Annotated in this window: 15 protein-coding genes; 8 read left to right on the top strand and 7 right to left on the bottom strand. The window is 65.1% G+C overall.

Features of this window, described 5'->3' with window-relative positions; translation table 11 throughout:
- Nucleotides 1-41: 41 nt before the first annotated feature.
- The 5 genes from CAG31_RS28855 to CAG31_RS14705 all read right to left on the bottom strand — a co-directional run bounded on the left by CAG31_RS28855 (nt 42) and on the right by CAG31_RS14705 (nt 14,116).
- Nucleotides 42-6,854 carry a YadA-like family protein gene (locus CAG31_RS28855; protein WP_176244810.1) on the bottom strand — a complete coding sequence of 2,271 codons (6,813 nt, stop codon included), beginning with the start codon at nt 6,852-6,854 and terminating at the stop codon, nt 42-44.
- Nucleotides 6,855-7,208: 354 nt separating this feature from the next.
- Nucleotides 7,209-8,411: an EAL domain-containing protein gene (locus tag CAG31_RS14720; protein ID WP_085582314.1), complete on the bottom strand. Its 1,203-nt coding sequence runs from the start codon at nt 8,409-8,411 to the stop codon at nt 7,209-7,211.
- Nucleotides 8,412-8,545: 134 nt separating this feature from the next.
- Entirely contained in the window at nt 8,546-12,205 is a 3,660-nt protein-coding gene (locus CAG31_RS14715) for a transporter substrate-binding domain-containing protein (RefSeq protein WP_085582312.1), read from the bottom strand.
- On the bottom strand, nt 12,206-12,832 hold the full coding sequence (locus tag CAG31_RS14710) for a response regulator transcription factor (protein ID WP_085582310.1): 627 nt from the start codon (nt 12,830-12,832) through the stop codon (nt 12,206-12,208).
- Between the two features lie 150 nt (nt 12,833-12,982).
- Nucleotides 12,983-14,116: an EAL domain-containing protein gene (locus tag CAG31_RS14705; protein ID WP_256575594.1), complete on the bottom strand. Its 1,134-nt coding sequence runs from the start codon at nt 14,114-14,116 to the stop codon at nt 12,983-12,985.
- A gap of 428 nt (nt 14,117-14,544) precedes the next feature.
- Here CAG31_RS14705 and CAG31_RS14700 point away from each other — a divergent pair, with 428 nt between their 5' ends.
- Nucleotides 14,545-14,814 carry a hypothetical protein gene (locus CAG31_RS14700; protein WP_085582306.1) on the top strand — a complete coding sequence of 90 codons (270 nt, stop codon included), beginning with the start codon at nt 14,545-14,547 and terminating at the stop codon, nt 14,812-14,814.
- A 183-nt stretch (nt 14,815-14,997) separates the two neighbouring features.
- On the top strand, nt 14,998-15,417 hold the full coding sequence (locus CAG31_RS14695; protein WP_085582303.1) for an organic hydroperoxide resistance protein: 420 nt from the start codon (nt 14,998-15,000) through the stop codon (nt 15,415-15,417).
- Between the two features lie 63 nt (nt 15,418-15,480).
- Here CAG31_RS14695 and CAG31_RS14690 read toward each other — a convergent pair whose 3' ends face one another.
- Nucleotides 15,481-15,900: a cupin domain-containing protein gene (locus CAG31_RS14690; protein WP_085582301.1), complete on the bottom strand. Its 420-nt coding sequence runs from the start codon at nt 15,898-15,900 to the stop codon at nt 15,481-15,483.
- A gap of 137 nt (nt 15,901-16,037) precedes the next feature.
- Complete coding sequence (locus CAG31_RS14685) at nt 16,038-16,958, bottom strand: transcriptional regulator GcvA (RefSeq protein WP_085582299.1); 921 nt, start codon at nt 16,956-16,958, stop codon at nt 16,038-16,040.
- A gap of 141 nt (nt 16,959-17,099) precedes the next feature.
- Here CAG31_RS14685 and CAG31_RS14680 point away from each other — a divergent pair, with 141 nt between their 5' ends.
- The 6 genes from CAG31_RS14680 (at nt 17,100) to CAG31_RS14655 (ending at nt 22,885) form a co-directional block, all read left to right on the top strand.
- Nucleotides 17,100-18,392: an aminotransferase class I/II-fold pyridoxal phosphate-dependent enzyme gene (locus CAG31_RS14680; protein ID WP_218189701.1), complete on the top strand. Its 1,293-nt coding sequence runs from the start codon at nt 17,100-17,102 to the stop codon at nt 18,390-18,392.
- Nucleotides 18,393-18,418: 26 nt separating this feature from the next.
- Nucleotides 18,419-19,291: a TauD/TfdA family dioxygenase gene (locus tag CAG31_RS14675; protein ID WP_170930035.1), complete on the top strand. Its 873-nt coding sequence runs from the start codon at nt 18,419-18,421 to the stop codon at nt 19,289-19,291.
- On the top strand, nt 19,288-20,322 hold the full coding sequence (locus CAG31_RS14670) for a hydroxyacid dehydrogenase (protein ID WP_085582293.1): 1,035 nt from the start codon (nt 19,288-19,290) through the stop codon (nt 20,320-20,322). The genes CAG31_RS14675 and CAG31_RS14670 overlap by 4 nt, the downstream gene beginning before the upstream one ends.
- 15 nt (nt 20,323-20,337) lie before the next feature.
- Nucleotides 20,338-20,760, top strand: a complete 423-nt coding sequence (locus tag CAG31_RS14665; RefSeq protein WP_085582291.1) for a DoxX family protein — start codon at nt 20,338-20,340, stop codon at nt 20,758-20,760.
- A gap of 63 nt (nt 20,761-20,823) precedes the next feature.
- Nucleotides 20,824-22,326, top strand: coding sequence for a UbiD family decarboxylase (locus CAG31_RS14660; protein WP_218189836.1), 1,503 nt, complete (start codon nt 20,824-20,826; stop codon nt 22,324-22,326).
- Nucleotides 22,319-22,885, top strand: a complete 567-nt coding sequence (locus CAG31_RS14655) for a UbiX family flavin prenyltransferase (protein ID WP_085582287.1) — start codon at nt 22,319-22,321, stop codon at nt 22,883-22,885. Before CAG31_RS14660 ends, CAG31_RS14655 begins: the two co-directional genes overlap by 8 nt.
- Nucleotides 22,886-22,922 lie beyond the last annotated feature (37 nt).

Below are 22,922 nucleotides of genomic sequence, written 5' to 3'. Positions count from 1 at the left end.
TCAAGAGTTTGATCATGACCTGCACAAGACCCATCTGCGGGTCACCACTGATAACCGATGCCCACCGCCACCCCGACCTTGCGCTGGGTGTCGGTGCTGCCCTGCAGCTTCGTCACCCAGCGGCCGTTGGCGGACATATGCGATACGCCGAAGGCCAGCGACGACTGGCCGCGATAAGTGCCCGCAGCGGCCACCGTCATGCTGGAACCCGGCGAATACGACTGCGGCAGGCTGGCCATCGCCATCGCACCGGCGATGCCCGCGCTGAGGATTTCGTCCTGCTGCTTGAGGTCGTTCTTCAGTTCCATGTAGCGCGAGTCGGTGTAGGCATTGGCATTGGCGGTGATGTCCGCCACGCTGCTGTTGAGCTGGTCGAGGTTCACCGCATCCGTGCCGCGGGTGCCCGCCGCGAGGTTGGTGAGCTGGCGCTCGTTGCCGCTGCTGCCGAGCGAAACGCTGTTGTCGCGGTCCGCCACCGAGTTGGCGCCCAGCGCCGTGGCATTTCTGGCCGACGCTTTGGCGCCGTTGCCCAGTGCCACCGAGTTCTCCCCGCTGGCTTGGGACCGCGTGCCGACCGCCGCGCTGTTCTTGCCGGACGCCACCGCCCCCGCGCCCCCGGCGAGAGAATCGGCGCCGGTGGCTTTGGGTTTGGCTGCCGCACTGCCGTTGCTCACCTGGAACATGCCGTCGGTGCCGTTCTTGATGTTGGCGACATCCCCCTCCACCGAGGTGATGCGGCCGTCCTGCTGACCGGCGTTGGCCCCCAGGTTGGCGATGGAGTCGTCGGTGTATTGCTTGGCTTCCGCCACCGCGCCGTCGAGTTGGCGCACGTTGACCGCATCGTTGGCGTTCTTGCCGTCGGCGACGTTGCTGACCGTGCGGGTCTCGCCGGTCGCGGCATTGCCCACCGATACGGTGCCCGACGTCACGTTGTTCGCCCCGGAATACTGACCGCTGTAGGTTTCGGCACCGCGTCCGCCATCGCTGGCGCCGCTGCCGAGGGCAACGCTGCCGGCGGCGGTCGCCGTGGCGCCGCTGCCCGCCGCCACCGAGCCGGTGCCCGACGCCTGGGCCTGGGCGCCCAACGCCATGGCGTCGGTGCCCGTGGCGCTGGAGTCTGCCCGGGTCGAGTTGACGTGCAGGTACTTGATGCCGCCTCCCGCGCCGATCAGGGTTTCAAGCCCGCCGACTCGTCCGCCCAGGTTCGTGATGTCCGTGGTGTTCTGGTCGACCTGGTCGCCGACCGCTTTGAGTTGGGCCACGTTGACCGCGTCGTTGTCCTGCGTGCCGGCCGCCAGCCCGGTGATCTTGCGGCTGCCCAGGGCCGTGCCGATGCCGACCTCGCCGACCGATGTCTGCGGGCCGGCCAGCCGATAGGCGCTGTAGCCCGTCTCGGCACCGACCGTGGTGAGCGAGCTCGAACCCAACGCCACGCTCATGGCATGGCTGGCATTGGCGCCGGCGCCCAGCGCCACCGCCTGCTCCGCCGCCGCCTGAGCCGCGCTGCCCACCGCAATGCCGGACGCCAGCAGCACCTGCGTGTTGCGGCCGATGGCGATGCCGCCGGCGGCGGCCTGACTGACATTGGCCTGGTTGCCGAGCCCGATGCCGTTGTCACCGTTGACCACGGTGCCGGGACCGACGGCGACCGATTCCGCGCCGCTGGCGAGCGAGTCCGTGGGGTTGGTCGAATTGGCGTGGAAGTACAGCGTACCGGTCGAACTCAGCGAGCCCATCGCGCCGGTCAGCTGGCGCAGGGTCACGGCGTCGTGGTCTTCGGTGGCGTCCGCCACGTTGGTGATCTGCCGGTAGCTGCCGGCCTTGCCCACCGACACCGAGCCCAGCAAGGTGGCATCCGAGGTGTCGTAGATGATCGTCCCGGCGCCGGCGGCAATCGAGCCGGTGGTCGGTGCCAAGACCCGGTCGGCGACCGAACCTTCGCCCAGCGCGATACCGCCCGCCACCTGCGCCTGGCTCAGACGGCCCAGCGCGAGAGCACCGTCCGCGCTCGCGCTGGCGCCGGAACCGGCCGCGAATGAATTGACGCCGGCGGCGATGGATTGCGGCCCGATCGCGATGCTGTCCTGACCGTTGGCTTGCGCGTCGGCCAGGGTCGAGTTGCTGTGGAAGTACTTGATGCCGGCGCCGTTGTTCACCAGGTTGTCGACGGTCTGGTTGGTCGCGAACAGTTGCGAGCCGTTCACCGCGTCGGTGCTGGTGGCGTTCAGGGCGCCGGCTGCGACGTTGGTCAATTTCACCGCCGTGCCGGCCGGGTTGAAGGTCACTTGGGTCTTGGTCGCTGCATCGTCGTACTTCACGGCCACGGCGGCGGTGTTGGTCAGGCTGTTGTTGAGGTTGGTCAGCGCTGCGCCGACGTTGTTGCTGACCAGCGGGCCGGTGTTGGCGCCCGTGGTGCTGATGCTGTTGGTGGAGTAGCTCGGTGCCGTCCATGCACCGGTGTTCGCATCCAACGCTGCGCCGCCCCCCAGCGCGGTCGCGGTGTCCTGCCCGGCCTTGTTCAGTTGGCTGACGTTGACGGCATCGGTGGCGCTGGAGCCGGCGGCAAGGCCGGTGAGGCGACGGCCATCGGCACCGTTGGCGATGTTCACTTCGCCGCCCGCCGTCGCCGTCCCGCCGACGCCATAGGCGGCGTTGCCCAGCGTGGAACCTGTCGCCGACGAGCCTGCGCCCAAGGCGATGCTGTTGGCGAAGCTGGCGGTGGCGCCATTGCCTAACGCAATGCTGTTGATGCCGCCGGAGATGGCGCCCGGGCCCATCGCCACGCTGTCCTGGCCGTTGGCTTGCGCGTCGGCCAGGGTCGAGTTGCTGTGGAAGTATTTGATGCCGGCGCCGTTGTTGACCAGGTTGTCGACGGTTTGGTTGGTTGCGAACAGCTGCGAGCCGTTCACCGCATCGGTGCTGGTGGCGTTCAGGGCGCCGGCTGCGACGTTGGTCAATTTCACCGCCGTGCCGGCCGGGTTGAAGGTCACTTGGGTCTTGGTCGCTGCATCGTCGTACTTCACGGCCACGGCAGCGGTGTTGGTTACGCTGGTGTTGAGGTTGGTCAGCGCTGCGCCGACGTTGGTGCTGACCAGCGGGCCGGTGTTGGTGCCTGTGGCGCTGATGCTGTTGGTGGAGTAGCTCGGTGCCGTCCATGCACCGGTGTTCGCATCCAACGCTGCGCCGCCGCCCAGTGCGGTCGCGGTGTCCTGCCCGGCCTTGTTCAGTTGGCTGACGTTGACGGCATCGGTGGCGCTGGAGCCGGCGGCGAGGCCGGTGATGCGACGGCCGTCGGCGCCGTTGGCGATGTTCACTTCCCCGCCGGTTGCCGTGCCACCGACGCCGTAAGCGGCGTTACCCAGCGTGGCGCCGGTGGCGGACGAGTTGGAACCCAACGCCACACCGTTGGCAATCGTCGCGCTCGCGAGCGGGCCGATGGCGACGCTGTCCTGGCCGGTCGCGCTGCTGTCGGCCAGGGTCGAGTTGCCGTGGAAGTATTTGATGCCGGCGCCGTTGTTGACGAGGCTGTCGACAGTCTGGTTGGTCGCGAACAGTTGCGAGCCGTTAACGGCGTCTGTGCTGGTGGCGTTCAGGGCACCGGCTGCGACGTTGGTCAATTTCACCGCTGTGCCGGCCGGGTTGAAGGTCACTTGGGTCTTGGTCGCAGCATCGTCGTACTTCACAGCCACGGCGGCCGTGTTGGTCACGCTGGTGTTGAGGTTGTTCAGGGCCGCGCCGACGTTGTTGCTGACCAATGGGCCGGTGTTGGCGCCTGTGGCGCTGATGCTGTTGGTGGAATAGCTTGGTGCCGTCCAGGTTCCGGTATTTGCATCCAACGCTGCGCCGCCGCCCAACGCGGTCGCGGTGTCCTGCCCGGCCTTGTTCAGTTGGCTGACGTTGACGGCATCGGTTGCGCTGGAGCCGGCGGCGAGGCCGGTGATGCGACGGCCGTCGGCGCCATTGGCGATGTTCACTTCGCCACCCGCCGTCGCCGTCCCGCCGACGCCATAAGCTGCGTTGCCCAACGTCGCGCCCGTGGCGGACGAGTTGGAGCCCAGCGCCACACCGTTGGCAAGGGTCGCGCTCGCCAACGGCCCGATGGCGACGCTGTCCTGGCCGGTCGCGCTGCTGTCGGCGAGGGTCGAGTTGCTGTGGAAATACTTGATGCCCGCGCCGTTGTTGACGAGGCTGTCGACGGTTTGGTTGGTCGCGAACAGCTGCGAGCCGTTCACGGCGTCTGTGCTGGTGGCGTTCAGGGCGCCGGCCGCGACATTGGTCAGCTTCACCGCCGTACCGGCCGGGTTGAAGGTCACCTGGGTCTTGGTCGCGGCATCGTCGTACTTCACGGCCACAGCGGCCGTGTTGGTCACGCTGGTGTTGAGGTTGCTAAGGGCCGCGCCGACGTCGCTGCTGACCAGCGGGCCGGTGTTGGCGCCCGTCACGCCGATGCTGTTGGTCGAGTAACTCGGCGCCGTCCACGCGCCGGTGGTCGCGTTGACCGCTGCGCCGCCGCCCAAGGCCGACGCCGTGTTCTGACTGTTGGCAAACAACTGCGAACCGTTCACCGCATCGGTGCTGGTGGCGTTCAACACGCCGGCCGCGACGTTGGTCAGCTTCACCGCCGTGCCGGCCGGGTTGAAGGTCACCTGGGTCTTGGTCGCGGCATCGTCGTACTTAACCGCTACGGCGGCCGTGTTGGTCACGCTGGTGTTGAGGTTGGTCAACGCTGCGCCGACGTTGGTGCTGAGCAACGGGCCGGTGTTGGCTCCCGTGGCGCTGATGCTGTTGGTGGAGTAGCTCGGTGCCGTCCACGCACCGGTGCTTGCATCCAGCGTTGCACCGCCGCCCAGCGCGGTCGCGGTGTCCTGCCCTGCCTTGTTCAGTTGGCTGACGTTGACGGCATCGGTTGCGCTGGAGCCGGCGGCGAGGCCGGTGAGGCGACGGCCGTCGGCGCCGTTGGCGATGTTCACTTCCCCGCCGGTTGCCGTGCCACCGACGCCGTAAGCGGCATTAGCCAGCGTGACGCCTGTGGCGGACGAGTTGGAACCCAGGGCCACACCGTTGGCGATCGTCGCGCTCGCGAGCGGGCCGATGGCGACGCTGTCCTGGCCGGTCGCGCTGCTGTCGGCCAGGGTCGAGTTGCCGTGGAAGTATTTGATGCCTGCGCCGTTGTTGACCATGTTGTCGACGGTTTGGTTGGTCGCGAACAGTTGCGAACCGTTGACCGCGTCGGTGCTGGTGGCGTTCAGGGCGCCGGCCGCGACATTGGTCAGCTTCACCGCCGTACCGGCCGGGTTGAAGGTCACCTGGGTCTTGGTCGCGGCATCGTCGTACTTCACGGCCACAGCGGCCGTGTTGGTCACGCTGGTGTTGAGGTTGCTAAGGGCCGCGCCGACGTCACTGCTGACCAGCGGGCCGGTGTTGGCGCCCGTCACGCTGACGCTGTTGGTCGAATAGCTCGGCGCCGTCCACGCGCCGGTGGTCGCGTTGACCGCCGCCCCGCCGCCCAAGGCAGACGCCGTGTTCTGGCTGTTGGCGAACAACTGCGAGCCGTTCACGGCGTCGGTGCTGGTGCCGTTCAAGGCGCCGGCCGCGACGTTGGTCAACCTCACAGAGGTGCCCGCCGGGTTGAAGGTCACCTGAGTCTTGGTCACGGGATCGTCGTACTTCACGGCCACGGCGGCGGTGTTGGTCACGCTGGTGTTGAGGTTGGTCAGGGCTGCGCCGACGTTGGTGCTGACCAATGGGCCGGTGTTGGCACCCGTGGCACTGATGCTGTTGGTGGAATAGCTTGGCGCCGTCCAGGCACCAGTTGCCGCGTTGACCGCCGCACCACCGCCCAGGGCCGACGCTGTGTTCTGGCTGTTGGCAAACAACTGCGAACCGTTCACCGCATCGGTGCTGGTGGCGTTCAGTGCACCGATAGCGATGTTGGTCAACTTGACCGCCGCACCCGCCGGGTTGAAGGTCACCTGGGTCTTGGTCGCGACATCGTCGTACTTCACCGCCACGGCGGCGGTGTTGGTCACGCTGGTGTTGAGGTTGGTCAACGCTGCGCCGACGTTGGTGCTGACCAATGGGCCGGTATTGGCGCCCGTGGCGCTGATGCTGTTGGTCGAGTAGCTCGGCGCCGTCCATACACCGGTGGTCGCGTTGAGTGCGGCGCCGCCGCCCAGGGCCGTCGCCGTATCCTGGCCGACCTTGTTCAGTTGGTTGACGTTGACGGCATCCGTTCCGCTGGAGCCGGCGGCCAGGCCGGTGATGCGGCGGCCGTTGGATCCGTTGTTGATGTTCACCTCACCGCCCGTCGCCGTGCCGCCGACACCGTAAGCCGCATTCGTCAGTGTCGAGCCCGTGGCGGACGAGTTGGAGCCCAACGCCACGCCGTTGGCGGAAGTCACCGAGGCAGCGGAACCCAGCGCCAGGCCGGCTGTGCCCGCCGATGTTATCGATGCATTCACACCCAAGGCCGTCGCGTCCGTGGCAGACACGCCAACGCCCCAACCGATACCGGTGGCGTTGTTGCCCGTGACGTTGATTTGTCGTCCAAGCGCGATGGAGTTGCTTCCCGTTGCCTTGGCGGCATCGCCTATCGCGATACTGATGTTACTGGCGGTGGTGATCGATCCCCCGCTGATCGCAATGGAGTTGTCGGCTGCGCTGGAACCGCCACCCAGGTTGGCGGCGGCCATTACGCCAGGGCTGAGGGTGCCCGACGACAATGCGACCACCACAGCGGCCATTGTCGCTCGCTGAGGTGCCGGACCGCTTCGTGTCTTCTTGTCAGCCAGTTCCGACGCCACTACCCAGCAGCGCAACGAGGTATTCCAGACCACCGAAAATATTCTGTTCATCACTGAACTGGCCTCAAGCCAGCCTCCGAAACCCGCGTCATCCATGGCGTGATGACTTCCGCCTTCAACTCGATTGCGGATACGGAGCTTTGCCGACAAACATCGAATCTCGTCATTGGCCGACGGGAATTCAAACTTCGTTTGACATAGCGAACAGGCATCACAATGGAATCAAGTGAATGTATTGTCTCGACTCGCCCCGCGGATTCAGTTAGGAAATTTCCTGCTGTTTGTAGGAAATTTCCCAAGTAACAAACATCAACAAACTCATTTAAACGCCCATAAAAAAACGCCAAAGAACATGAATAAATGTCTTTGGCGTTATGCACTTGCGAATGAACTTACGCATACAGTTCAACCACTGGCTTCAATGCCCCGCTGAAGATCCAGCCAGTTCAACAGACTGGCGGCCGACATCGGCCGCGCACATAAATAACCCTGCCCTTGGGTACACCCCAATTCCAGCAGCACGCTGCGCTGTTCTTCGGTTTCGATCCCTTCGACCACCACTGACATGCCCAACGCCTCTCCCAGGGCCAGGGTGCTGCTGATCACGGCCCGGCGACGCGGCTCATGCCTGAGCCCGCGCACGAACTCGCCGTCCAGTTTGATTTCGTTGAACGGCAACTGACACAGCCGCTGCAGCGAAGAGAACCCCGCGCCGAAGTCGTCGATGGACAGACTGCAGCCCATCATCCGCAGGCGCACCAGGCTTTCCAGGCTGATCGCCGGGGCTTCGAGCAGGCCTGTTTCGGTCAGTTCGAAGGTCAGCCCGGAACCGGGCAGGCCGTGCGCCGCCAACAGGGCCTGAATCCGGCCGGTCAGCACCGGGTTGACCAGTTGCCCGGCGTGCAGGTTGAACGCGACATTCAGGGCGACTCCCTGATCGAGGGCCTGGCGCTGCAGCCTCAGCCCCTGTTCCAGTTGCAGGAACAGCAATTCGTCCAGCAGCCCGCAACGCTCGATGACCGGCATGAACACGGACGGCGGCAAGACCCCCTTGAAAGGATGGTGCCAGCGGGCCAGCGCTTCGATGCTGCACACGTCACCGGTCTGCAAATTGAACTTGGGCTGAAAGTAGGTGTGCAACTGATGGTCGGCGAGCGCCTGGCGAACCTCTTCCTCGGAGGCCGGCACGACCGGCAGCGCCTCCGCTTCGTTGTCGAGGTCGCTCAGGTGCCTGGCCAGCAGCAGCTGCAAGGCCTGCGGTTGCGACAGCTTGCCGGCATCCTCCTGCAGCGCCATGCCCAGCAGCGAAATCAGTTGCCCCGCCACACTGCCCGCCTCGGCCGCCAGGCCATCGCTGATGATGATCGCCCCTCCCTGCCCGGAACGTCCCAGGGTCTGCAACAGGCCCGGAACATTCGGCCGTCCCTGGCTCAGCACGCACAGAGTCACGTCCACCGGGCCGAACTGTTCGAGGTCGGCGAACGCCTGACGGTCATCCGCGACCACCAGAACCTCCCGGCATCCGCCCTGGCGCAGCCTGTTGGCCACCCTCAACGTGCGGGAAGCGTTGTCGCCGATAACCAAGACGCGAAGTGGGAGCATGGGCATGGAAGCAGGCTCACTCTGGAAGGAATGAGCCCATTGTCCGGCGTTGATCCACCGGTATCTCTAGGAAACGTCCTTTTGAATGTAGGAAATTTCCGAAAACCGATAGGGCATCCAAACTGCTCACGAAAGAGGACTCAAGACTCCACCGTGCCCGGATCGCCGATCCGGTGCTCCAGCGTGTGCGCCAGGCGCTCCATCGCCTGCTGCAACGCATCCACCGCCTCGGTCAGGGCGGCCGCATCGGCCCCCATGCAGATGGCCTCCAGTTGCTCGCAGCACTGAATCAGGCCGCCCGCCTTGATGATCCGCGCCCCGCCCTTGACCCGGTGGGCTAGGTCGGAAAGCCCCGACAGGTCGTGTTCGCCGAACAGCTTGATGAGCCGCAACATGTCCTCTTCGTTGCTGCTGGCCAGATCCCCCAACAGTTTCCTGACGGCGCCCTGATCGCCCCGGGTCAACTGCTGCAGGCTGTTCAGGTTGATGTCGCCTTCCGCCGCAGGGCTCACGGCACCCTGCGCGGGTGACTGCGCCGCAGACTGCACCGACGCCAGCCGGGTGCTCAGGTCACCCAGGCTGATCGGTTTGAAGAGGCAGTCGTCCATCCCCTCCGCCAGGCAGCGGTCTTTTTCCTCCGGCTGGGCATTGGCGGTCAGTCCGAGGATCAAGCAGGGCCCGGCCCCCGTGGATCGCTCTTCGTCGCGGATGGCCCGCGTCAATTCATAGCCGTTCATCACCGGCATGTTGCAGTCGGTGATCACCACATCGAAACGGCCGTTGCGCCAGGCGCGCAGGCCATGGGCGCCGTCCTCGGCGTCGCTGACGCTGTGGCCCAGGTAGGACAGCTGCTGGGAAAGCAGCAAGCGGTTGGCCGGGTAGTCGTCGATCACCAGGATGTTCAGCACGCTTGCCTGGTCCGTGAGCTCGGCCGCCGGCAGCTCGGTGGCCGGCACCGGTTGCAGGATCAAAAGATCGAGGCAGATGTCGATCTGCGTGCCCTTGCCGGGGGCACTGGTCAGGTGCAGCTCCCCGTCCATCATTTCGCACAGGGTGCGGCTGATGACCAGGCCCAGGCCCGAACCGCCCCGCGCCGACTGATGATTGTTGCGGGCCTGGCCGAACGGGTTGAAAAGCAGCGCCTGGTCTTCGGGCGAAATGCCGATGCCGGAGTCCTTCACCTGAACGTGGATCCTCAGGCGTTCGCCGCACGCGCCCAGCACCGCCTGAACGCTCAGGCGCACTTCGCCTTCGTCGGTGAACTTGATGGCGTTGCTCAGCAGGTTGGACAGGATCTGCTTGAAGCGCAGGGGGTCGATCAGCACGTCGCGACTGGCCTTGAGGTCGAAGTCCAGCAGCAGCCTCAAGCCCTTCTGCCGGGCCACGCCTTCGAACATGCGCACCACCGACTCGACCAGCTCGCGCAGGCTGGCCCGTTGCGGGGTCAGGGACAGCCGGCCGGACTCGATCCGCGCGATGTCGAGGATGTCGCCGATCAGGTCCAGCAAGCCCCTCGCCGCCCCCGAGGCGACCTCGATGGCGAAGCGGTCCATGACGCCTTGGTCAGCCTTCTTCATCGCCAGTTCGAGCATGCCGATCACGGCATTCATCGGCGTGCGGATCTCGTGGCTCATGGTCGCCAGGAAGGTGGTTTTCGCCCGGTTGGCGTCATCCGCGCTTTTCTTGGCGCTCTGCAGCTGGTCCATCAGGCGCTGACGGTCGCTGATGTCGATCCAGCCGGCGATGATGCCCATCACCACGCCTTCGCTGGTGTGGTACGGCAGCATCCAGTGATACACCGTGTGCACCACGCCGTCGCTGTGGATGTAGGTGCGGTCCTGGATCCAACGCGTGCCGCTCTCCATGACCTTGATGTATTCGGCCTGGAAGGTCTGGGCGTCGGAATGCCCGACCACCGAGCTGTCGGTCAGCCGCTTGCCCATCACGGCTTCGCGCGGCAAGCCCAAGGCGTCGAGGTAGGCCGAGTTGCAGCTGATCAGCCGGCCCTCGCGGTCGCGCACGTAGATCGCGTGGGGCGTGCCGTCGATCAAGGCGCGCATGAATTCCATCTGGTCGTTGAGCGCCCGCTCGGCCTTTTCCCGGGTGGACACCAGTTTGCGCAGATGAATGATCCAGACCGCCGCCAGCATCAGCAACAGCGCAAAGATGACAAACCCCTGAATGACCGCCGAACGGTGGTGCAGCCAGCTGTCGTTATCGATCACCACGTCGTGGCGCCAGCGGCTCATCAGTTCGTCCAGCTCTTCCGGGGGAATGCTTTGCAGGGCCTTGTCCAGGATCGAGTACAGCTCCAAAGCCCCGCGGTCGGTGGCGAACCCGGTCGGCGCCGACAGCGGGCCGACGACTGCGGCCACCCGCAGGCGGTCGCGGTACTGGCGCAGGATCATGTAGCGTCCGTTGATCAGCGAATTGAGCGCACCGTCCGCGTCGCCCTTGTCCACCAGCGCCAAGGCCTCGGCCGACGTCGTGGTCTCGATGAGCTGGATGCCCGGAAAGGACTCGCGGAGGTAGTCTTGCAGCGCATTGCCGCGGCGCATCGCCAGCCGTTTGCCGACCATGCCTTGCAGCGATTGCGCCCTGTCCGGCAGGTCCCGAGTGATCAGCACGAACGGGCTGGTCAGGTACGGCCGGGTGAAGCGCAGCTCGCCTTCTCGGGCCGTGCTGGGGGTGAAGGCCGCGATCAGATCCGCCTTGCCGGCCCGAATCTGCTCGATCAGTTTTTCCATCGAACTGCTGCGCACCACATCGAACTTCAGCCCTGTGCGCTGGCTGACCTTGGCCAGCACCTCGGCGCCGATGCCCCGGAACTCGCCCTGCCCGTCAAAGAAGGAGACCGGCGGAAGGCCGTCGTTGACGGCCACGGTCAGGCGCGGATGGTTTTGCATCCAGCGCTGTTCGGCGGCGGTGAACGGGAGCGGATCCAGGCCCGCGACATTGAGGTCCCCCGCCCCCCACCGACGCAGGATCGCCATCCGGTCGCTGATCGGGATCACCTCCAGCGCGGCGTTGAGAATGTGCAGCAGCTGACTGTTGCGCTGGTTCAGGGCGAAGGAGAAATGCGTGCTGAGCACACCCGACAACGTCGTCAGGTAGACATCGTTGAGGAAGTACTTGCCCACCAGATAATGGGTGCTGACGGCATCGCCCAGGTAAGCGTCCGCCTGATTGAACGCCACGGCGCCGATGGCGTTCTGGGCCGACGTATGGAACTGAAGCACCGATTTGGGGTAGTTCGCGACGACCGCATCCGTCGGCTGGAGGTGATCGACGATGGCGAGCCGTTCGCCGGCCAGGTCCGGCGCCAGCGCCTTGCTGGCGCCGCTGCGCGTCACCAGCACCGACGGGGCCTGCACGTAGGCCGTGGTGAGCGCAAGCTCAGGGTCGGTGCCGTCGAAACTGTTGACGGCGCCCACCAGGTCCACCTCGCCGTCCCTGAGCGCCTGCATCGCTTCGTTCCGGGAATCGTAACGAAACACATCGATCCTGATGTGCAGCATGCCGGCCAGCAGCGCGGCATAGTCGGCCGTGATGCCCTCGTAGTCCTGGCCCCCGGTGATCATGCCGAAGGGCGCATTGTCCGGCAGCGCAGCCCCCAGGCGCAGCGAGCCCTTGTTGCGCAGCCAGCGCCAGTCCGCCTCCTCCAGCACGACCGCCGGCAGTTCGCCGGTCGAGCGGCCGAACAGGTTCAGGGCCTGCACCGCCGCCTGCGCCGGCGAAACGCTCCCCCACTGGCCGAGCAGACAGACAGCCAGTGCGCAGCAACGCAGAAGAGTCTTCATCTAGATGAGGTTGTTGCGCTTGGCGAAGTCGGCCAGGTACACCACAGACTTCACATTGAGCTTTTCGATGAGGCGGGTCTTGTAGGTGCTGACCGTCTTGTTGCTCAACAGCATGGCGTCACCGATCTCCTTGTTGCTCAGGCCCCGGGCGAGCTGCTGCAGAATGACCAGCTCCCGGTCCGACAGGCCGCGGATCATCTCAAGCTCAGTGGAGTCGATGTCGCTGCGGCGTACGGAGTTTCCGGCAAGGTTGGGAAAAAAGGTATAGCCGGCCATCAATGCCTTGATGGCCTTGCTCAGTTCGCTCAGTTCATCGGTTTTCGAGATGTAGCCCGCCGCGCCCGCCTTCATGCAGCGCATGGCGTAGAACGCCGCCGACTGAGAGGTCAGCACCAGGATCTTGCTCGACAGTTTCAGCGCACTGATCCGGTTGATGACTTCCAGGCCGTCGAGGCTGGGCATGGCGATGTCCAGCAGGATCAGCTCCGGCTGGTGCCTGCGCGCCATCTGCACGGCATCGGCGCCGTTGTCGGCCTCGGCGACGACTTCGAACTGCTCGCGTTCAAGCAGCACCTTCACTGTCGCCCGGATGAACGGATGATCGTCTACAACCAACGCTTTATGCATTTGAACCTCACTGCGGTACGCACAGGAAATACCAGTGACGAATGGGCCATGCATCACAAAAGTATGGAACAAATCACTGGCTAATGCTGCCTGCTTGATTCAGTCATCAGGCAGTTGAATCGGACAATTCATGAAGCGGGGCTGCCACGCTCAGGCGGGTGACTCCGGCGCTTGCAGCCACCGCAGCAGCCGCCCGGCCTCCATAGGGCGCGCCAGGTGGAAACCCTGGCCGAACGAACACCCCATCGCCACCAGGCCGTCGCGGATGGCGCGGCTGCCGACGCCTTCGATCACCAGGCTCATGTTCAGCGCACGCGCCAAGGCCACGGTGCTGCTGACCATCGCATGGGTGCGCGGATCGTCGATGGAGCGCACAAGCTGGCCGTCGAGCTTGAGCTGGTTGAACGGCAGTTGGCAGAGCAGCGTCAACGACGAAAAGCCCATGCCGAAATCATCGATCGACAGGCCGCAGCCCATCATGCGCAGGCGGATCAGGTTTTCCCGGGTGGTCCGCGGAACATCCAGCAAGCCGTTTTCGGCCACTTCGAACAATAACGTCGCCCCCGGGAAACCATGGACGCCCAGCAGCCGATCGATGTGATCGATCAGGTCGTTGCGCGCCAATTGCGAGGCATGGAGATTGAACGCCAGTTCCAGGCGCAGGCCGGCGTCGTGCAAGGCATGCAACAGCGCCATGCCTTGCTCCAGCAGTTGGCGGAGCATTTCATCGATCAGGTCGTAGGCCAGCACGGCGGCCAGGAAGTCCTTGGGCAACAGCAGCCCCTTGTCGGGATGCTGCCAGCGCACCAGGGCCTCCGCCCCGGCCAGCTCGGCGGTCTTCAGATCGAACTTGGGCTGGAACCAGGCCTTGAACTCACCCTGGGCCAGACCCCGGCGCACGTCCTCTTCGCTCGGCAGCCTGGCGGGCGGCACCGGCTCGGCTTCGGCGGCCAGCCACCGACGGGTGTAGCGATTGAGGATTTCCTGCAACGCGTACAGTTGCGTGGGCTTGCTCAGGACGCCCAGCATCTGCATCCCCGACAGGCAGGTCATCTGCTCGACCGCACGGCGCAGCTCCGGCCGCAGGTCGCTGCACAGCGCCACCGCCCGCGCCAATCCGCCTTCGCCGACCCGGGTCAAGAACTCCAGACCGTTGATGGCCGAATGGCTCAGGTCGCACAGCACGATGTCGACGCCCCCCACCCGGCTGATCTGCACCATCGCCTGTTCGCTGTCGCTCGCCTGCAGAATGTCGTTGACGCCCAGATACTGGAGAGCCTTCACCAACGTGCCACGCTGAAACGATTGACCCTCCAAAACCAAAACGCTGGGTACACACATCTCGTCAACTACTCGCAATGACTTGAGGTGAAAATTCTCGCAAGTGCGTTTAACCGGCAGCGAAGGATTTATCTCGGCGATTTGTAGGAAATTTCCTAAAGCCGATCCGCAAGCCGTGCCTGTCATGGGCGAGGCGACAGGTCGGCGCGTTCTCACTGTTTCTGTGCCTTTGCCTTGATCCTTCCCGCCCCTGACCTACACTCCCCCACACTGACCGTAGGGTCATATCCGTGTTTTCCCGGATGCCCCGTTCCACCACATGCAGGGGCGCACGGAAAACCTTCAGGACATGGATGCCGGAAACCATTGAATAGACGGGGCGAACTCCGAAAAGCCAGACGAGTAGGAACTTAAATATGGAGATTTAATTCATGACAGCTCAAGCACATCTCGTTGGTGGATGGACTCCGTACCACAAACTGACGCCGAAGGACCAGGAAGTCTTCAAAGAAGCCCTGGCCGGCTTCGTCGGCGTGAACTACGCACCTGAAGAAGTCTCGACCCAAGTCGTCAACGGCACCAACTACCGTTATCTGTCGAAAGCCACGCTGCCTGGCTCGCCAGGCAGCTGGCAAGCGATCGTGGAGATCTACGCGCCGATCAACGGCAAGCCGCACATCACCCAGATCCACCGGATCTAGTCTGAACCCTCGCATCCGGAGGCTGTAGGGGGCCGGCCGCGTCTGCTGTGGCCGGCCGCCCTCACGCGATCTACACAACGATACACAACCCCTCCCTGCGCGACACATCCCCAATACATGCCGCTGCCAGAGTGTGCCCCATCGAAGCCGACCGGCTTCGACTCACACAGAGGCGAACATCCCATGACCCATTCCAACGACACCGTGCTGTACACCGGCAAGACCCGCACCACCGGCGGCCGTGACGGCGCCGCGCGCAGCAGCGACGGCAACCTCGACATCAAGCTCTCGCCTCCGGGTTCCGGCGGCGCCGGCACCAACCCCGAGCAGTTGCTGGCGGCCGGCTGGTCGGCCTGCTTCATCGGGGCAATGGGCAAGGCTGCGGCAGCGCTGAAGGTTCGTCTGCCGGCCGATGTGGCGGTCGACACCGAAATCGACCTTTGCAAGGAGGAAAACGCCTTCTTCCTGCAGGCTCGCCTGAACGTGAGCCTGCCGGGGCTGGATCCGGCGGTGGCCCGCGCCGTGGTGGACACCGCCCACCAGACCTGCCCGTACTCCAAGGCGACCCGGGGCAACATCGCGGTCACGATCAATCTGGTCTGACCCGAGCGACCATGAAAAGGCCTGCCGCCATGGCAGGCCTTTTCGTGTTTCAGGCGCCGGGGCTCACTCTTTGAGGATCAGCAGCGGCTCGCCCTTCTTGACGATATAGGTCGCCAGTTCCGAGCCCTTGTCGGTGCCGATGTTCTTGGCGATGTGCGCCACCCCGGCAGGGATGAACAGCGAATCGCCGGCCTTGAGCGTGACCGGATCCCGGCCTTCGAGTCGGTACTCGAACGTGCCGCTGATCACGTAGGCCACTTCGACGCCGGGGTGCGCGTGCCGGGGCGAGGTGATGCCCGGCGCGAAATCCACCCGGGCCTGGATGACTTCGCGGTCGGCGGTGCCCAAGTCCTGGCGCACCAGGTCCGTGCGGCTCAGACCTTGCTGCCAGTTCTGCGGGGCGGGTGCCGGTTGCGCGGCTTGCGCCAGACCGGCCACGCAGGCCAGTGCAACAGCAGAAAGCGTATTCAGATGACGTCGCATGGTGTGTCCTCTTCAAAGCAGTGGTTGACCCCTCCTACCTTGAACCGGCCATGTATTGCCGATGTGTCGGGCAATGGCTGTTCGTCAAGCCAATGTATCGATCGGCGCCCTGGATACAGGCGCATACAAAGTCCGTCTCAGAGCGGCGCCACGACGGGCTGTTCGCCGCTCTGCACCAGGTCGATCAGCCAGGTGCGGAACGCCACGACCTTTTTCGAGTCGGCGATCTCCAGCGGCGTCACCAGGTAGAAGCCCAGGTCGGACTTGAGCTTGAGGTTGAACGGCGCCACCAGCTTGCCGGCCTTCAGGTCGTCGTCCACGTAGGTGGAGCGGCCGATGCACACGCCCAGCCCGTCGATGGCGGCCTGCACCGCCATCATGGCCAGGTCGAAGGTGAGCCGCGTACCCTCGGCCAGCTTCTTCGGCTGCCCTGCCGCGCTCAGCCACATGTTCCAGTCGTTGCTGGTCATGCCGCTGACTTGCAGCAAGGTGTGGTTGGCCAGGTCGACGGGGCTTTTCAGGGCCTTGGGCCCGGTCAGCAGCTTGGGGCTGCACACCGGAAAGATCTCGTCCGACATGAGCCAGTCGGCCCGCAGGCCTTTCCAGTCACCGAACCCGTAGCGGATCGCCGCGTCGATGCCGCCCTTGCGAAAGTCCACCAGTTCGGTGGAAGCGGTGACGCGCACATCGATATTGGGGAACGCATCCTGGAAGGACGCCAGGCGCGGCAACAACCATTTGGACGCCAGCGAGACCAGCGTGCTGATGGTCAACGCGCTGTTGTTGCAGGACTCACGCAGCATTTCGGTGGAATAGCGCAGTTCATGGAAGGCCGAGCGGATGCCTGGCAGATAGGCGTGGCCTTCGGTGGTCAGTGCCAGGCCGTCCTTGAGGCGCAGGAACAGGCGGATGCCCAGTTCGTCCTCCAGCCGGCGGATCTGATGGCTGATGGCCGTCTGAGTGACGTTCAGTTCCTCGGCGGCCTTGGTGAAACTCATATGGCGAGCGGCAGACTCGAACGCTCTCAATCCATTAAGGGAGGGAATTCTGGCGACCATTAGCTTTGTTAATGCTCATGAGATTTTGTCATAAGGTAGCACCCAAGAAGTCCTTTGCAAAATGTTTCGGCGGTCGAGGATCCTAGCGTCGCTTTCAGGCCACAACGGCCTGAAAACGCCCACTCATAGGATGAGATCGCCGTGAACAAGACAGTTGAAATCAACAACAGCCCGGACGAAAAAGCTCCACAACTGAAAGCGCGCAATGCCTCCCGAATGGCCGAAATCAGCCGCCCACATTTCGACGCCGCGTACGAAAAAGGCCTGATGGGGGTTTCCTGCCGCGTGCTTGACAATCGCCGCATCGAAATCGCCACCAGCGGCAAGGAAGTGATCGACTACACCCGCTGCGGCTACCTCAACCTGGACGCCCACCCCAAAGTGCTCGCCGCCGCCAAGGCGTCGATGGACGAAGTGCCTTCGGTGCACTTCTCCGTGGCCCGCACCCGTCTCTCCGCCGAGCCGCTGGCGCGCCTGGAGCACACCCTGGCCAAGCTGTTCGACGTCAACGGCGTGGTGGTCTTCCCGACCGTGGCCGCCGCCAACATGGGCGCCCTGCCCCTGCTGGCCGCCGGCCTGTTCACCGGCGGCGAGAAACCGCTGATCGCCTTCGACCGCTTCGCCCACGTGACCCTGCAGTACCACATTCCGGTGCTGCGCGAGGAAACCGACGTGATCGTCATCGAACACAACGACCTCGAACACCTGGAGCGCCTGTGCCAGAGCGGCCGCAAGGTGGCCTACGTCGGTGACGGCGCCTACTCGATGGGCGGCGCGGCGCCGGTGCGCGAACTGCGCGCCCTGCAGGACAAGTACGGCCTGTTCGTCTACCTGGACGACGCCCACGGGATCTCGGTGGTCGGCCACCACGGTGAAGGTTTCGTGCGTTCGCAGTTGGACGGCCTGGACGGCAACACCATCGTCGCCGCCTCCCTGGGCAAAGGCTACGGCGCGGCGGGCGGCCTGCTGATGCTGGGCACACGTGACATCGAAAACTCGATCCGCCGCTACGCGCCGACCTACGGCTTCTCCTGCGCGCCGAACATGGCGGCGGTGGGCGCCGCGCTGGCATCGGCCGAGATCCACGCCACGCCGGAACTGCACAAGCTGCAGCATGCGCTGCGCAACAACATGAAGCTGTTCGACCACCTGATCCCGACCGAAACCAGCGGCAGCGAACTGCCGATCCGGATCGTGCGCATCGGCAACGAACAGGAAGCCATCGCCAAGGGCGAGTACCTGCTGCAACAGGGCCACTACACCTCCGTGGTGTTCTTCCCGACCGTTCCGCGCGGTCAGGCGGCGCTGCGCATGTCGGTCACCTCGGCGCACAACCCGTCCGACATCCTCGACCTGAGCCTGATGCTCAAGAGCAGCGAATCGAACACGGACACCGCAGCCGCCGGCCGGCAACCGGCCGCCCTGGCCGTTTGACCGACGTCGCCGCAGGAGAAACCAACGTGAAGCGAACGGATCTGGCAGACAGTTTCGTCACGGCAGTGACGGACTTCGATATCAACACGGCCTCCCTGGGCGAGATTCGCGCCCTTCAGGAACTGGTCTATGAACGCAAAGTGGTCGCGGTGAAGAACCAGACGCTGACCCGTGAGGGCTACCAGCAGTTCGCGGCGTGTTTCGGTGAGCTCGAACAGTTCAAGCTCAAGAGTTACCACGACCCGGCCTACCCGAACATCCTGGTGATCAACAACCGCAACGGCGCGGGCGCCGTCGGCGCGCGCAAGCTGGGCAACATGTGGCACAGCGACTCCAGCTACCTGGCCGAGCCGTTGCCGTTGACCATGCTGCACGCCCGGCAACTGCCCGAGACCGGCGGCGACACCCTGTTCGTCGACATGCAATCGGTCTACGACGACCTGCCGCGTGAGCTGTACGAACGGGTGCGCAACCGTCAGGCCGTGCATGACGTGCGCTGGACCTACAAGGTCAAGGAAGACGATGTCGGCGAGTCGATCCAGGAGATCTTCAGCCGCCTGGAGCAACACTTCCCGGCCAGCACCCACCCGACGGTCGCGGTGCACCCGCGCACCGGCCGCGAAAGCCTGTACGTCAACCCCGGCTACACCACGCGCATCAGCGGCTATGCGCAGGAGCAAAGCCGCGCGCTGCTCGACGAGCTGACCGCGTTTGCCCTGACGCCGGAACGGATCTTCCATTACCGGTGGGAACCCAACGACCTGCTGATCTGGGACAACCGCTCGGTGTGGCACTGCGCCACGGAGCTGCCGCGGGAGGCCGAGCGGGTGATGTACCGCATCGGCGTCAACGACGGCGAGTTCTTCGCCCGTGACGCCGGAAAGGAGCACGTCGCATGAGCAAGAAGCGCGTACTGGTCGCCCACATCCTGGGGGACGAAGGCAAGCGCATGCTGCGCGAGCGCGACGACATCGAAGTGGTGGAATTCCACAACATCATCGAGCAGGGCCGCTTCCAGGCCCTGCTCGAAAGCTTCGATGCCGTGCATGGCGTGATCCTGGGCCTGACCAAGTTCGGCGCCGCCGAACTGGAGCGGGCGCGGGGGCTGCAGGTGGTCTCGCGGATCGGCGTCGGGTTCGACGCGGTGGACGTGCCGGCCATGACCGCCGCCGGCGTGCCGGTGATGGTCTGCGCCAACGCCAACCACCGCGCCGTGGCCGAACACACGCTGGGGTTCATGCTGGCGCTGGCCAAGCGCACCGAGGCGCTCACCGGCCTGGTGCGCAGCGGCGACTGGCACCAGCGCTACGACTACCTGCCCACCGAGCTGGAAGGCCGTGAGGTGTTGCTGATCGGTTGCGGCCGGATCGGTGCGCGGGTCGCCGCGCTGTGCCTGGCGCTGGGCATGCGGGTCAAGGTCTATGACCCGTACCTGGCGCCGCAGTCCCTGCCGGTGGGGGCCGAGCCCGTGCCGGTGCTGGAGGCGGGACTGGCCAGCGCCGACTACGTCAGCCTGCACTGCCCGAAGACCGACGAAACGGTCGGTCTGCTGTCGGCGCAGCGCCTGGCCCTGATGAAGCCGCACGCGTACCTGATCAACACCGCCCGCGGCGGCATCGTCGACGAACAGGCGCTGTACGGCCTGCTGGCCGAGAAGCGCATCGCCGGGGCGGCCCTGGACGTGTTCCTGCCCGAACCGCCGGCCCACCTCAGCGGCCTGCCGGGCCTTGCCAACGTGATCTGTTCGCCGCACCTGGCCGGGGTCTCCCGCGAGGCGGTCAGCCGCATGGCGAAACTGGCGGCCGGCAATGTGCTGGACGTGTTCGACGATGCGCCGAACGCCGCGAACGCGGTGAACCCGCAGGTGATCGACCGGAGCACGCCGCAGGGCGTGCGCGCCCCCGCCGAAACCATCCCTTACCCAATCTGACTTGTGAGCAATGGAATGTACTTACGCTATCAGCTGTTCGATGACCAACGCGACGCCATGATCCTGATCGCCCGGATCATGATCCTGATCCTCTACGGCTATTTCGGTTTCACCTACGTCACCGACCACGGCAGCTTCGTGACTTACCTCAAGTCGGTGGACGCGCCGATCCCGGAGACCACCGCCATCGTGGCCACCATCGTCGAATTCTTCGGCGGCCTGGCGCTGCTGTTCGGCTTCTGGACCCGGCCGATCGCCGCGATCTTCGTGGTCTACACCATCGGCACCGGGATCATCGGCCATGCCTTCTGGAACGCCACCGACCCTACGGCGCACCACACGCTCTTCGTGCACTTCTTCAAGAACGTGAGCATCGCCGGCGGCTTCCTTTTCCTTTGCCTGCTGGGGCCTGGAAAGTACTCGATCGACAAGCGTTGATCCCGGTGCGGCGGGCGGAGCGATCCGCCCGCCGTTTTTTTTCCGTTCCTGCGGACATTGATGATGAAAGAATTGATTGAACCGGTTGCCGACCTTCGAGACTGGCTGGCCCGCGCCGAGCGGATCGACGAACTGCAGACCGTCTCGCAAGCCGTCGACCCCCTCGAAGAAATGAGCGCCATCACCTACCTGGTCGCCCGCCAACCCGCCTCCCCCGCCGTGCTGTTCGACCAGCCCGACTCGCCCCTGGGCCTGCGTCACCTGTGGAACATCTTCGGCCCCAGCGTCGCGCGCACTGCCATCACCCTGGAAGAGCCGCCGCACACGCCGACCATGGAACTGATCCGGCGCACCAAGGACAAGCTGCGGCACAGCATCGCCCCGCTGGAGGTGTCGGAGGAACAGGCGCCGATCTACCAGAACACCCTCACCGGCAACGACATCGACCTGACCCGCCTGCCCATCCCCAAGCATTGGCCCAGGGACGGCGGCGCCTACGCCGGCACCGCCGACGCGGTGTTCACCCGCGACCTGGAGTCGGGCTACCTGAACGTCGGCACCTACCGGATGATGATCCAGGGCCCGCGTGAAGTCGGCCTGTCGCTGGCGCCGGGCAAGGACGCGTTGCGCCACATCCACCAGGCCTGGGCCAAGGGCCAGGCGCTGCCCGTCGCCGCCGCCTGGGGCATCGACCCGCTGATGATGGTGGTCGGTTCGCAGTCGCTGCCGCCGGGCATGTCCGAGTACGACTTCGCCGGCGGCATCAAGGGCAAGCCCATCGAAGTGGTGAAGGCCAGACACTCGGACCTGCTGATTCCCGCCGCGGCGGAGATCGTCATCGAAGGCGTCATCCGCCCCGGCTCCACCCGTGAGGAAGGCCCTTTCGGCGAGTTCACCGGCTACTACGGCTACAAGGACATCGACTGCCCGCTGATCGAGGTGACCGCCCTGCATTACCGCACCCGGCCGATCCTGACCAACGCACTGATGGCCGACTTCCCCTCGAACGAGCAAAGCGCGTTCTTCTCCACGATCCGCTCGGCCAAGATCTGGAACGACCTGGACAAGCTGGGCATCCAGGGGATCAAGGGCGTGTACTGCCCGCCGGCCGCCGCCGGGGCCTTCGGCATGATCGTCATCAGCCTGGAGCAGAAATACGCCGGGCACGCCGCCCAGGCGCTGGCGCTGGCCGGTCAGGTGCCGGGCGGCGCCTACATCACCAAATGGATCGTGGCCGTGGACGAAGACGTCGACCCCACCGACATGAACCAGGTGCTGTGGGCCATGGCCACCCGGGCCACGCCCAGCGACGACATCGACATCCTGCGCAACACCCGCGGCTCGCCGCTGGATCCGGCGCAGAACCCGCCGTCCAAGCGTTTCTTCGGCTCCAAGGCGTTGATCAACGCCTGCAAGGACTACCGCGACATCCGCAACTTCCCGACCCGCACGCTGCTGCGCCCGTCGGTCTACGAGCGCGTGCGCGAACGCTGGAGTGAGCTCGGCCTGCCGGGCGAGGTTCCGGCGATCACGGCCTTCGATACGACGGTGGACGCCCATGAGTAACGGGCAACGGCGCATCGTGGTGGGCATCAGCGGCGCCAGCGGCGTGGTCTATGGTGTACGCACGCTGACGCTGCTGCGCGAGCTCGAAATCGAGACCCACCTGATCATGACCCGTTCGGCCCAGGTCACCCTGGCCCACGAGACCGACCTGAAAGTGGCGGACGTCAAGGCCCTGGCCAGCTTCGTGCACGACCCGGCGGACATCGGCGCGTCGATTTCCAGCGGCTCGTTCAAGACCCTGGGGATGGTGGTGACGCCCTGCTCGGTCAAGAGCCTGTCGGAGATCGCCAGCGGCATCACCGGCAGCCTGCTAAGCCGCGCCGCCGACGTGCCCCTCAAGGAACGCCGCCCGTTGATTCTGATGGTGCGCGAAACGCCGCTGCACCTGGGCCACCTGCGCAGCATGGCCCAGGTCTGCGAAATGGGCGGCGTGCTGATGCCGCCGGTGCCGGCCTTCTATGCCCGTCCGCAGTCCATCGATGAGATGGTGGACCACACGGTGGGCCGGATGCTCGATCTGCTTGGCCTGGACAGCGGCACGGTGCGGCGCTGGGGTTGATCCCCGGCGTCGCCTGTGCCGAACGCTCTTTCACAAT

Source organism: Pseudomonas sp. R25(2017) (assembly GCF_002112565.1).
Classification (GTDB): domain Bacteria; phylum Pseudomonadota; class Gammaproteobacteria; order Pseudomonadales; family Pseudomonadaceae; genus Aquipseudomonas; species Aquipseudomonas ekonensis.
This window is presented reverse-complemented; position numbering and strand designations above follow the sequence as displayed.

Bases quoted from the DNA above. Each gene is read 5' to 3' on its own strand.
- CAG31_RS28855 (WP_176244810.1), bottom strand. From the start codon at position 6,854: ATGAACAGAATATTTTCGGTGGTCTGGAATACCTCGTTGCGCTGCTGG.
- CAG31_RS14720 (WP_085582314.1), bottom strand. From the start codon at position 8,411: ATGCCCATGCTCCCACTTCGCGTCTTGGTTATCGGCGACAACGCTTCC.
- CAG31_RS14715 (WP_085582312.1), bottom strand. From the start codon at position 12,205: ATGAAGACTCTTCTGCGTTGCTGCGCACTGGCTGTCTGTCTGCTCGGC.
- CAG31_RS14710 (WP_085582310.1), bottom strand. From the start codon at position 12,832: ATGCATAAAGCGTTGGTTGTAGACGATCATCCGTTCATCCGGGCGACA.
- CAG31_RS14700 (WP_085582306.1), top strand. From the start codon at position 14,545: ATGACAGCTCAAGCACATCTCGTTGGTGGATGGACTCCGTACCACAAA.
- CAG31_RS14695 (WP_085582303.1), top strand. From the start codon at position 14,998: ATGACCCATTCCAACGACACCGTGCTGTACACCGGCAAGACCCGCACC.
- CAG31_RS14690 (WP_085582301.1), bottom strand. From the start codon at position 15,900: ATGCGACGTCATCTGAATACGCTTTCTGCTGTTGCACTGGCCTGCGTG.
- CAG31_RS14685 (WP_085582299.1), bottom strand. From the start codon at position 16,958: ATGGTCGCCAGAATTCCCTCCCTTAATGGATTGAGAGCGTTCGAGTCT.
- CAG31_RS14670 (WP_085582293.1), top strand. From the start codon at position 19,288: ATGAGCAAGAAGCGCGTACTGGTCGCCCACATCCTGGGGGACGAAGGC.
- CAG31_RS14665 (WP_085582291.1), top strand. From the start codon at position 20,338: ATGTACTTACGCTATCAGCTGTTCGATGACCAACGCGACGCCATGATC.
- CAG31_RS14660 (WP_218189836.1), top strand. From the start codon at position 20,824: ATGAAAGAATTGATTGAACCGGTTGCCGACCTTCGAGACTGGCTGGCC.
- CAG31_RS14655 (WP_085582287.1), top strand. From the start codon at position 22,319: ATGAGTAACGGGCAACGGCGCATCGTGGTGGGCATCAGCGGCGCCAGC.